Raw genomic sequence first — 10,766 nt, forward strand, 5'->3', positions numbered from 1 at the left:
ATATGGATTTAGGGACTCAGAATACTTTTTTCTGAAAATCAAGGCGGCCTTCCCCGGAAAGCCGCGATGAACCAAAAGAAGGGCCGGAACCTGACAGGATCCGGCCCTTTTGCCATGCATGGGAACCTCAGTACAGGGAGTTGACGATCACCTCCTCCTCCCATGCGCCAGCCAGCGGCAGGGGCAAGTAGGTGGAGTTGGCCGAACGGCCGGTGACGAAGTAGATGTGATCGCCGCGCGGGAAGTGCATGGCGATGAGCGCCTTGCCCACCTCTTTCGGCACGCTGAACGCGTCCCAGCCGTTGCTCATCTTCTCCCAGAAGGCCGGATTCTTCAGGTAGCTCTCACCATTGGGGGAGAACGCCTGCTTGCCGCGATAGCCCCCCGGGCTGGAGAAGAGCAGGGTGTCGTCGATGTCGAAACCCACCGCCATCGGCAGCAGCCCATCCAGGCTCCTGGCAATCTGCGTCACCGACACCCAGTGAAAGGGGCCTGCTGGGCCAGGCTCACCGCAATGACACCGGCGGGGCTGGTCGGGATTTCGACTGTCACGGCGGGCAGGGTCAGGCTGGCGGCAACCAGGGCAAAGCGGGGCGATAATGACATTAATCCCGATATAAGGTGTTCATGACGAACTCTCCAGGCCCAAGCCCCCCCTACCAGCAGGCTCTTTCGGCACTTCTTGTCCCCCGCTCTCGCCCCGGTGGGCTATAACTGCTGTACGCCTTCTAATGGCATTCAAATCAATTGCACCATTTACCGGAGATGCCATGGACGTGCACACCGCAGCTGCCCATTCGAATACTGTCACTCCCGCTTCATCCCAGGCCAGACTGGAGGCCGTCGACCAGCTGATGGCCCGGCTCGAGATCGCGCCAGACGGATTGATTCTGGATGCCAACCCCCGCTTTCTCGCCATCATGGGATACCAGCTGGCCGAGCTCAAGGGTCAGCACTACAGCATGCTGTTCCCCGCGGAGGCAGCAGAATCCGCCGACGAGGCCGCCCGTTGGCAGGCGCTGCGAACGGGGCAGGCACAGGAGGGAGAGTTTCGCCGCCGGGATCGGCAGGGGCGGGACATATGGCTGCGAGGCAGTTGCAGCCCCCTGCTGGACGAACAGGGCGCGCTGGTTCAGGTCATCGAATACACCATGGACCTGACCGAACAGAAGCAGATGAACGCCAACTTCGAGGGGCAGCTCAACGCCCTGAGCCGGGTCATGGGCAAGGTGGAGTTTTCACTGGATGGCATCATCCTCGATGCCAATGCCCGCTTCATGGAGACAGTGGGCTATCAGCTGGAAGAGCTGAAGGGCCAGCACCACAGGCTGCTGGTCGATCCCGACTACGCCCAGTCGACCGACTATCGCACCTTCTGGGAAACCCTGCGCCGCGGTGAATTCCTGGCGGGAGAGTTCTGCCGAATCGGCAAACAGGGTGAAGAGATCTGGATCCAGGGCTCCTACAACCCGGTGCTGGATCTCACCGGCAAGCCCAGCAAGATCGTCAAGTTTGCCACCGACATCACAGCCCAAGTAGAACAGCATCACCAGCTCAAGCGCGCCATGGAGGAGGCGGAAGAGGCCGCCAGGGTGCGCGAGGAGCTGCACAAGTCGCTGCAGGAGATGTCGACCCCGGTCACCCCCATCTGGGACGGGATCCTGCTGCTGCCGCTGGTGGGGATCATCGACTCCATGCGTACCGCCGACGTGATGAACAAGTCGCTCACCAAGATTGCCGAGACCCGGGCCCGGGTCTTCGTACTGGACATCGCCGGAGTCGCCACCGTGGATACCGGCGTCGCCAACCAGCTGATCAAGATCACCAAGGCGACCGCACCATGGTGGAGCTGGGGGTCTCTGTCGGCGACATCCGCACCACGGCGACCCTGCGGGATGCCTTCGAGATAGCCCTCAAGCGGGTCGGATCCACCCTTTAGGCCTCCAGGAGAGATGCATGCTGCTCAACAATGATCTGGGCATCGCCGACGTGGCCGACTGCATCGTGGTCAGCATGCGCCCCGACCTCGGTGACGAGGGCATGCAGCAACTGATGCAGGCCCTCTCCCAGCGGCTGATGCTGGGCCGCCAGCACGCGGTACTGCTCGACTTCTCCGGGGTCATGCTGCTCGATCACCACGAATTCAGGCAGGTACGCAAACTGGCCGAGGTGTGCCGCCTGCTCGGTGCCGTCTGTCTGCTGGTTGGGCTCAATGCAGGGATCGCCGCCTTCCTGGCGCTGGCCGATGCCGAGCCCGGGCCGCTGCGCTGCTTTCTCGACATGGACGATGCCTTCGCCCATGTTCGCAGGACGCTCAAGGATGAGGAGTAGCGCATCATGCAGTTGGAACAGAGCCTTCAAGAAGCCAGCTACCCGCTGCGCCACGACATCGACCTGCACCTGACGGTGATGGCGGTACGCCGCCTCCCCTTCATCGCCAACCTGTCCGAGGTGGACCGTGCCATGCTCTCCACCGTGGTCTCCGAGCTTGGCAGCAACATCCTGAAATACGCCGAGCGGGGGGAGATCACCCTCACCCTCCACCATCCCAGCGGGCGTCCCTGCATCGACATCATCGCCCGCGATCAGGGACCCGGCATTGGGGATGTGCATCAGGCCATGCAGGACCACTACAGCACCTCGGGCACCCTGGGGCTAGGCCTGCCCGGCGTGCGCCGCATGATGTCGGAACTCACCATCAGCACCCCGCCGGAAGGGGGAACTCTGGTACAGGCCCGCAAGTGGCTGGGCGCGGCCCCTCTGGTATCCAGGCCAATCGCTCCCCTAGCCTGCACAGGCCAGCTGCACGCCGGCCTGCAACTGGCATGGGCCAGCGAGAACCGCCCCTGCTATCCGGAACGGGTCTCCGGTGATCTGGCCTTCATCCGACCGGGGCCGGAGGGGGTATCGCTGATCCTGATCGACGTGAGCGGCCACGGTGCCTCGGCCAACAAGCTGGTACAGGTGCTGGAGGCAGCGCTGCAGCAAACCCACGAGCAGGAACCGGCCCGCCTGTTGCAACTGCTGCACCAGCACTGCATCGGTACCCGGGGCGCCGCCGCCGGCGTGGCCCTGGTCAACGGCGAACGGGGTGAGCTGAGCTATGCCGGCATCGGCAATACCCGCATCTGCCTGCGCGGCCACGAACCCTGGCGCGGCATCTCCCGCGACGGGGTGCTTGGGGAGCGTTTCCCCACCCCTTTGCTGCAGCGCCAGCCACTCGTCGCGGGGGACGTGGTGATGCTCTATTCGGACGGTATCAGCGAATCCCTCAACCTGCGCGACGGTGCGCTGGATCTGGCCGCCGAGCCCGCCCAGCTGGCACGCCAGGTGATCGCCCACAGTGGCCGCAGCACCGACGATGCCAGCTGCATCGTGCTGCGCGTGCTGGCAGGAAAGGAGGACTAGATGCGGCAACTGATCGGCGAAACCCTGCTGTCAGGCCCGGCGGCGGCACTCACCGCCCGGCGCAAGGTGATCCAGGTACTCACCTGCCTCGACGGAAGTCCCACCTTCGTGGCACCGCTGGCGGGCGCCACCTCCGAGCTGGTACGCCAGCTGGTGGCGAACACAGAGCCGCTGCAACTGCAGTTGTGGCTGGAGCCTAGCACACAGGAGTTGTGGCTCTCGCTCTCCGCTGACGCCCCCATCCCCCCCGAGCCGGACGGCCGCCATTCATGTGGCATCCGATTGGTCGCGCACGCGGACAACGCCATCGCCCTGGTCTACCGCCTGCCCCGCGGGCCCGATGAACTGCTGCTGCAACAGATGCAGCAGCAGTTCGCAGAACCGACCCGGGACGAGCTGTTTGCGGTGATGCAGGCCAAGAACCAGGAGCTGGAAGTGGCCTATGAGCTGGCGGAGGGCGCAACCCGGGCCAAGAGCGATTTTCTCGCCAACATGAGCCACGAGATCCGCACCCCCATGAACGCCATCCTCGGCATGTCCCATCTCGCCCTGCAGACCCGGCTCGATCCGCAGCAGTTCGACTATGTCAGCAAGATCCAGCGTTCGGCCCAGCATCTGCTCGGCATCATCAACGACATCCTCGACTTCTCCAAGATCGAGGCCGGCAAGCTGGATCTGGAGCGGATCGAATTCGATCTCGACCATGTACTGGAGAATCTGGCCACCCTGGTGGGCGAAAAGGCGGAAGCCAAGGGCATAGAGTTGCTGTTCGAGGTCGATCACCAGCTCGACACCCTGCTCTATGGCGATCCCCTTCGCCTCGGCCAGATCCTGATCAACTACGCCAACAACGCGGTCAAGTTCACCGAGCAGGGGGAGATCCTGGTCAAGGTCAGCTGCCTGGAGAAACAACCCCAGGAGGTGTTGCTGCACTGCTCGGTACAGGACACCGGGATCGGCATGAGCCAGGAGCAGCAGCAGCGGCTGTTCCAGTCCTTCCAGCAGGCGGACAGCTCCACCACCCGCAAGTACGGCGGCACCGGCCTCGGCCTCGCCATCTCCCGCAAACTGGCCGAGCTGATGGGTGGCGAGGTGGGGGTACAGAGCGAACCAGGCCAGGGCAGCACCTTCTGGTTTACCGCCCGACTCGGTAGGGGCAGGCGCAGATCCCGCTATCTGCCGAGCCTGGATCTGCGCGGGCGCCGCATGCTGGTGGCCGACGACAGTGCCAGCGCCCGCACCATCATGGCCGCCCTGCTGCGCAGCATGAGCTTTGTGGTGGACACCGCCGAGTCGGGCCAGCAGGCACTACAGATGATCGCCGGCGCCGAGCAGGAGGGACAGCCTTACGAAGTGGTATTGCTGGACTGGCACATGCCGGGGCTGGATGGCATCGAGACCGGTCGCCGCCTCATCGCCCGCGGCATGGGCCCGCGTCCCTATCGGGTCATGGTGACCGGCTACGGACGGGAAGAGGTCTTTCGCCAGGCCGATGCCGCCGGCTTTGATCGGGTGCTGGTCAAGCCCGTATGCGCCTCCGTGCTGTTCGATACCGTCATCGGCCTGTTTGGCCAGCAAACCAGTTCACTCACCTTCAAACCACCGCAGGTGGCCCATCGCTACCGCTTCGACGGACTCAGGATCCTGCTGGCGGAAGACAACGAGCTCAATCAGCAAGTCGCGCTGGAGCTGCTGCGGGCGATCGGTGCCGATGTCAGCATCGCCGGCAATGGTGCCATCGCGCTGGAGATGGTGGCCCAGACCCACTACGACCTGATCCTGATGGACATGCAAATGCCGGTGATGGATGGCCTGGCCGCCACCCGGCTGTTGCGCGAGCGGGAAGGCATCGGGCAACACACCCCGATCCTGGCGATGACGGCCAACGTCATGGCCGGTGACCGCGAACGCTGCCTCGCTGCCGGGATGGACGATCACATTGCCAAGCCCATCGACCCCGACAGGCTGTATGCGGCCCTGCAGCGCTGGGCAACCTCCTTCAGCCGCGAGGTCAACAGCACGCTCACTGCCTCACACGCATCACCCGCCACCGCCTTGCTGCCACAGCTGCAGGCGTTCGGGCTCAACGCCGAGCCAGCCCTGCAACGATTGATGCATAACTGGGAGTGGTATCGGGATCTGCTGCAACGTTTCGCCCGCCAGGGGAGTCAGCCGATGGAAACCCTGCTGGCCGCCCTGCAGGCGAATGACCGGGAAGAAGCGCATCGACAGGCCCATACCCTCAAGGGCATAGCCGCAACGCTGGGGGCCGGGTCGCTGCAGGATGTCTCGGCCCGGCTGGAGAGCGCCCTCGCCCGGGGAGACGATGCCACCAGCCTGCTGCCGCTGGCCGAGCTGGGGCTGCAACAGCAGCAGCAACTGGCCGCCAGCCTGCTGACTCTGCTGCCGGCCCCTGCCACCCCCGGCTTGCCGGAGGCTACCCCCGCCGAGCTGGCCCCCCTGCTGCACCAGCTGACCGGGCTGCTGCTGGAAGACGATGCGGAAGCCTTCATCCTGTTCCAGCGCAATCAGGCCAGGCTCGCTCCCCTGCTGGGCGAGGCAGCACCGGCCATGCACGATGCCATGACCCGTTTTCGCTTCGCCGATGCCCTGGCATATCTGCAACAAGTCCGGGCCCTCAAACCCGATCTGTTCAACCAAGAGTGAGGCGCCATCATGCTCAACTTGCTGGATCCCGATACCAAACCCACCCTGCTGGTGGTCGATGACACACCGGAGAACCTCTCCCTGCTCAGCGCCCTGCTCAGCCCCCACTACCGGGTCAAGGTCGCCATCAGCGGCCAGCGGGCACTGGAGATCCTCTCGGCCGGCACCCGGGTGGATCTGATCCTGCTCGACGTGGTGATGCCCCAGATGGACGGCTATCAGGTAATGCAGGCGCTGCAGGAGATGCCGCAGGTGCGGGAGATCCCGGTGATCTTCCTGACCGCCAAGGTGGAGGAGAGTGCGGAGGCGCACGGCCTGGCGCTGGGAGCCGTCGACTACATCCACAAGCCGATCACCCCCGCCATCGTGCTGGCCCGGGTCAGAAACCACCTGGAGCTGAAAGCGGCGCGGGATCTGCTGCACGACCAGAACGCCTTTCTGGAGCAGGAGGTGGAGCGGCGCACCCGGGAGAACGAACTGATCCAGAACATCACCATCCACTCCCTCGCCTCTCTTGCCGAAACCCGCGACAACGAGACCGGCAACCATATCCTGCGCACCCAGCACTATGTGCGGCTGCTGGCGGAGACCCTCTGCGAGCATGCCCGCTTTCGTGCAGAGCTGACCCCCAAGACCATCGATCTGCTGTTCAAATCGGCCCCGCTGCACGACATCGGCAAGGTCGGCGTGCCAGACCGGATCCTGCTCAAGCCTGGCAAGCTGGATGCGGACGAGTTTGCCCAGATGAAGCACCACTCCATTCTCGGCAAGGAGGCCATCGTCCATGCCGAGGAGGCGTGGGGGTAGAGGTGGAATTTCTGCGACTGGCCAAGGAGATCGCCTGCTACCACCACGAAAAGTGGGACGGCACCGGCTATCCCTATGGCCTGCACGGTGACGAGATCCCGCTCTCGGCCCGCTTGATGGCGCTGGCCGACGTGTACGACGCCCTCATCAGCAAGCGCTGCTACAAGGCTGCCATGTCCCACCAGGAGGTGGTGCCGATCATACTGGCGGGACGAGGCAATCACTTCGACCCCGACATCACGGACGCCTTTGCCCGCATCCACCAGCAGTTCCACGAGATCGCCCTGCGTTACAACGACGACAAGGGCGAGCGGGAGTCCAATCGCGACTAGGCGGTGGCGGGCAGCAGATCGGTGAAGACGAAGCCGTCCCGCAGCACCGTCTCCCCCACCCGGATGGGCAAGGGATGCAGGAACATGGGGCCGTCCCAGGCCAGGGTGTGGAACTCCCCGTTCTCGCCGCAGGGATCCACCCCGGCGGGCAGGGCAGCCAGCAAGGCCGGGCCGAATTCATGACCACCTAACCCGGCGTCCAGCTTGCCCGGATCCAGGGTACAGACCCTGGCCTTGAGCCCGGCGTCGATCATCGCCTGCGCCAGCTCGGTCGTGTCGCTGCCCCAGAGCGGGAAGAGCGGCGTGATGCCGGTCCCCGCCAGTTGCCGCTCCCGATAGGCGCGCACATCCTCAAGAAAGAGATCCCCGAACGCCATGTGGTAAATGTCCTTGGCCTGCACATCGGCGATGAAGCCCGTCATGATGCGCCCATACTCCTCGTTGCTGCAGGGCCAGGGCAGGTCGATGGTGGTCAGCGGCAAGCCCACACACTCAGCCTGTGCCAGCAGCAACTGCTTGCGCACCCCGTGCATGGCCACCCGCTCGAACGCCTGGTTGAGGGTGGTGAACAGCCCCACCACCTCGATGGCCGGATCCTGGCGCAGGCGATGCAAGGCCCAGGCGCTGTCTTTTCCGCTGCTCCAGGAGAGCAGTACCTTTTTCTTCGTCATGATCTCTCCAGCTACTTGCCGCACCGTGCTGCAAGACAGTGTTGCGAATTGTGCGATTTACATTGCGGGACACAAAAGCATACCCTCGTGGGTGAGCGTATCCCCGCAGCACACCGGGGAGAATAACTAAAAAAACGATGGGAAACATAAGGATATGAGTAAAGTCAGCACATCGCACGACCACGGTCGCCCCCTCAATCGACAGGATTACAAAACCCTGAGCCTGGCGGCGCTGGGCGGCGCCCTCGAATTCTACGACTTCATCATCTTCGTCTTCTTCGCCGTGGTCATCGGCGAGCTCTTCTTCCCGGCCGACATTCCCGAGTGGCTGCGCCAGTTCCAGACCTTCGGCATCTTCGCCGCCGGCTACCTGGCTCGTCCCCTGGGGGGCATCATCATGGCCCACTTTGGCGATCTCATCGGCCGCAAGCGGATGTTCACCCTCAGCATCATCCTGATGGCCTTGCCGACCTTGCTGATCGGCCTGCTGCCCACCTACGCCGTGCTCGGCATCGCCGCCCCCCTGCTGTTGCTGCTGCTGCGGATCCTGCAAGGGGCCGCCATCGGCGGGGAAGTCCCCGGTGCCTGGGTCTTCGTGGCCGAGCACGTGCCCGCCCGCCGGGTCGGTGTCGCCTGCGGCACCCTCACCGCGGGGCTGACCGCCGGCATCCTGCTCGGCTCCCTGGTGGCGACCGCCATCAACCGTGGCATGAGCCCGGGCGATGTGAGCGACTGGGGCTGGCGTCTGGCCTTCGTGCTCGGCGGCGTGTTCGGCATCGTCGCCATGTACCTGCGCCGCTGGCTGCACGAAACCCCGGTCTTCGCCGAGATGCAGGCCAACAAGTCCCTGGCCGAGGAGCTGCCCCTCAAGACGGTGCTGCGTGAACACAAGGGCAGCGTCGTCGTCTCCATGCTGCTGACCTGGCTGCTCTCCGCCGGCATCGTGGTGGTGATCCTGATGACCCCGACCTATCTGCAGAAGGTGCACGGCATCAGCCCGGCCGATGCCCTGACCGCCAACTCCCTGGCCATCGTCGCCCTCACCCTGGGCTGCATCGTCTATGGTCGCCTGATCGATGCCATCGGCAGCGGCCCTACCTTCATCCTGGGCTCCCTGCTGCTGGCCGGCGCCACTTATACCTTCTACCACAGCCTGGTAGCCGGCACGGATCAGCTGGTGCCCCTCTACATGCTGGCGGGCTTTGCGGTGGGGATCGTCGGCGCCGTGCCCTACGTCATGGTCAATGCCTTCCCGCCGGTGGTGCGCTTCTCCGGGCTGTCGTTCTCCTACAACGTGGCCTACGCCATCTTCGGCGGCCTCACCCCCATGCTGGTCACCCTCTGGATGAAGGAGGACGTGCTGGCCCCCTCCCACTATGTGGCCAGCCTGGCCGCCCTCGGTTTCGTGCTCGGCATCTGGCTCTGGCTGCGCGGCCAACGCCAGGCAACCCCGCAGGCCGCCTGATCCTTCCCAAGCAAGCCCCGCACTGTCGGGGCTTGTTCTTTGCGGATATCATCGACCGGGTGGCGGTCCGCTGCGGACCTGCCAGCTCACCCCAATCCGTCCACCTGCCCGAGGTCCACTATGTTCTTCCAGGTCATCTTTCTCGCCTTGCTGGCCCTGCTGCCCATGGTCAACCCGCCCACCACGGCCACCCTGCTGCTGGGACTGAGCAAGGGCATGTCCCGCGAGCACATTCGCCGCCAGATCAACATGGCCGCCCTCTATCTGTTCGCCACCCTGTGCGTCAGCTTCTTCATCGGATCCTCCATCCTGGATCTGTTCGGGATCTCCATTCCCGGCCTGCGCCTGGCCGGTGGCCTCATCATCGCCTTCATCGGCTTTCGCATGCTGTTCCCCTCGCCAAACCAGTCTGCCGGGGTCGAGGCCAACCAGAATATCGCCTTCGTGCCCCTGACCATGCCCAGCATGTGCGGACCCGGCACCATGGCGCTGGTGATCAGCGGCGCGGCCCAGATCGCCGAGCTGCCGGCCGAGGCCGATCGCGTCGTCATCTATGCCGCCATGGTCACCGCCTTCGCCCTGATGAGCCTGATCAGCTGGGGTGTGCTCAAGCTGGCAGATCCCGTGTGCAAGATCCTGGGAGCCACCGGCATCGACGCCATGACCCGCATCATGGGTTTCCTGCTGGTGTGCATGGGTATGCAGTTCTGCATCAACGGCGTCAAGGAGGTGGCGCAGGATCCCGTCTTCCATGGCCAGGTGATGGAACAACCCGCTGCCGCCTTGCCGACCCATGCCGGATCTACCGCCCTCGATCATCTCGCCGTGCCGCGCCAGCCCTGATTGAAAACGGTGTCATTTTTCGTGCAAATCCCTCCTGATCTTGCGCCTGATCATATTGCCTTCATCTTGATGGGGTAGTCTGGTTTTTGTACAGGCAGGGTTCAGAAGGTTGCCGCTAGCGTGGCATGTGCTGACCCCATCACTTGAGGAGATATGCAAATGGAAAAGATGCTGACCGAGATTGGAAGCTACAGCCTGTTTCATGAGTATCTGAACGTGGTCGGTGCCGCCAGCCCCGCGCTGACCCGGATCAAGACAGGATGGGAGTTCAAGCGAAAGGATCGCCTGCTCGCCCAGATAAGGGTGGATGACCACGGCCACGCCCGCTTCTTCATCGACGCCCGCGCCATTTCGGTCAACTGACCCGACCCCTTTCCCAGCCCCGGCGCCTGCCGGGGCTTTTTATTGCTTGCGCGTTCCAATAAAAACCCCGGCGCCGGGCCGCAATGCTGTTCACTTAAGAGAATTTGAGTTCCAGTCCACGTAGTATCAGGGCTAAAAAATGGTTCTTCGCGGGATCTTGGGGAAGTGGAAGTTGACAGACAGGGTGCTGGTAAACTGGCTGTCTCCAAA

The 10,766-nt window shown here is 63.9% G+C and carries 10 protein-coding genes and 1 pseudogene; 8 read left to right on the forward strand and 3 right to left on the reverse strand.

Annotation, left to right across the window (positions count from 1 at the left end; all coding sequences use genetic code 11):
• Positions 1-127: 127 nt before the first annotated feature.
• On the reverse strand, positions 128-472 hold the full coding sequence (locus tag OKC30_RS17355; RefSeq protein WP_261999904.1) for an HAD family acid phosphatase: 345 nt from the start codon (positions 470-472) through the stop codon (positions 128-130).
• Entirely contained in the window at positions 469-606 is a 138-nt protein-coding gene (locus OKC30_RS17360; protein WP_234888611.1) for a hypothetical protein, read from the reverse strand. Before OKC30_RS17360 ends, OKC30_RS17355 begins: the two co-directional genes overlap by 4 nt.
• Positions 607-770: 164 nt before the next feature.
• Between OKC30_RS17360 and OKC30_RS17365 the strand changes: the two genes are divergently transcribed.
• The 5 genes and pseudogenes from OKC30_RS17365 (at position 771) to OKC30_RS17385 (ending at position 7,214) form a co-directional block, all read left to right on the forward strand.
• Positions 771-1,910 carry a PAS domain S-box protein gene (locus tag OKC30_RS17365; RefSeq protein ID WP_234888612.1) on the forward strand — a complete coding sequence of 380 codons (1,140 nt, stop codon included), beginning with the start codon at positions 771-773 and terminating at the stop codon, positions 1,908-1,910.
• A gap of 46 nt (positions 1,911-1,956) precedes the next feature.
• Positions 1,957-2,331 (forward strand): anti-anti-sigma regulatory factor, encoded by a 375-nt coding sequence (locus tag OKC30_RS17370; protein WP_043154645.1) that lies wholly within the window; start codon positions 1,957-1,959, stop codon positions 2,329-2,331.
• Positions 2,332-2,337: 6 nt separating this feature from the next.
• Positions 2,338-3,408, forward strand: coding sequence for an ATP-binding SpoIIE family protein phosphatase (locus OKC30_RS17375; protein WP_160838062.1), 1,071 nt, complete (start codon positions 2,338-2,340; stop codon positions 3,406-3,408).
• Complete coding sequence (locus OKC30_RS17380; protein WP_160838064.1) at positions 3,409-6,075, forward strand: response regulator; 2,667 nt, start codon at positions 3,409-3,411, stop codon at positions 6,073-6,075. It abuts the gene before it with no gap.
• Positions 6,076-6,084: 9 nt separating this feature from the next.
• Positions 6,085-7,214, forward strand: a pseudogene (locus OKC30_RS17385) (HD-GYP domain-containing protein).
• On the opposite strand, the gene OKC30_RS17390 reads toward OKC30_RS17385, so the two are convergent.
• The gene (locus OKC30_RS17390; protein WP_045522934.1) at positions 7,211-7,885 is read right to left on the reverse strand and encodes an ATP-binding domain-containing protein; all 675 of its coding nucleotides are present in this window, start codon (positions 7,883-7,885) and stop codon (positions 7,211-7,213) included. The pseudogene OKC30_RS17385 and the gene OKC30_RS17390 overlap by 4 nt on opposite strands.
• Before the next feature lie 154 nt (positions 7,886-8,039).
• On the opposite strand from OKC30_RS17390, the gene OKC30_RS17395 reads away from it, so the two are divergent.
• The 3 genes from OKC30_RS17395 (at position 8,040) to OKC30_RS17405 (ending at position 10,556) form a co-directional block, all read left to right on the forward strand.
• A complete protein-coding gene (locus tag OKC30_RS17395; protein WP_160838066.1) occupies positions 8,040-9,350 on the forward strand; it encodes an MFS transporter in 1,311 nt (436 codons plus the stop codon).
• A gap of 120 nt (positions 9,351-9,470) precedes the next feature.
• Entirely contained in the window at positions 9,471-10,193 is a 723-nt protein-coding gene (locus OKC30_RS17400; protein ID WP_160838068.1) for a MarC family NAAT transporter, read from the forward strand.
• A gap of 159 nt (positions 10,194-10,352) precedes the next feature.
• Positions 10,353-10,556 (forward strand): hypothetical protein, encoded by a 204-nt coding sequence (locus OKC30_RS17405; RefSeq protein ID WP_041212219.1) that lies wholly within the window; start codon positions 10,353-10,355, stop codon positions 10,554-10,556.
• Positions 10,557-10,766 lie beyond the last annotated feature (210 nt).

Origin of the sequence: Aeromonas sp. QDB18 (assembly GCF_027705325.1) — a bacterium.
GTDB lineage: Bacteria > Pseudomonadota > Gammaproteobacteria > Enterobacterales > Aeromonadaceae > Aeromonas > Aeromonas caviae.

Bases quoted from the DNA above. Each gene is read 5' to 3' on its own strand.
- OKC30_RS17370 (WP_043154645.1), top strand. From the start codon at position 1,957: ATGCTGCTCAACAATGATCTGGGCATCGCCGACGTGGCCGACTGCATC.
- OKC30_RS17360 (WP_234888611.1), bottom strand. From the start codon at position 606: ATGTCATTATCGCCCCGCTTTGCCCTGGTTGCCGCCAGCCTGACCCTG.
- OKC30_RS17375 (WP_160838062.1), top strand. From the start codon at position 2,338: ATGCAGTTGGAACAGAGCCTTCAAGAAGCCAGCTACCCGCTGCGCCAC.
- OKC30_RS17395 (WP_160838066.1), top strand. From the start codon at position 8,040: ATGAGTAAAGTCAGCACATCGCACGACCACGGTCGCCCCCTCAATCGA.
- OKC30_RS17400 (WP_160838068.1), top strand. From the start codon at position 9,471: ATGTTCTTCCAGGTCATCTTTCTCGCCTTGCTGGCCCTGCTGCCCATG.
- OKC30_RS17390 (WP_045522934.1), bottom strand. From the start codon at position 7,885: ATGACGAAGAAAAAGGTACTGCTCTCCTGGAGCAGCGGAAAAGACAGC.
- OKC30_RS17405 (WP_041212219.1), top strand. From the start codon at position 10,353: ATGGAAAAGATGCTGACCGAGATTGGAAGCTACAGCCTGTTTCATGAG.
- OKC30_RS17365 (WP_234888612.1), top strand. From the start codon at position 771: ATGGACGTGCACACCGCAGCTGCCCATTCGAATACTGTCACTCCCGCT.
- OKC30_RS17380 (WP_160838064.1), top strand. From the start codon at position 3,409: ATGCGGCAACTGATCGGCGAAACCCTGCTGTCAGGCCCGGCGGCGGCA.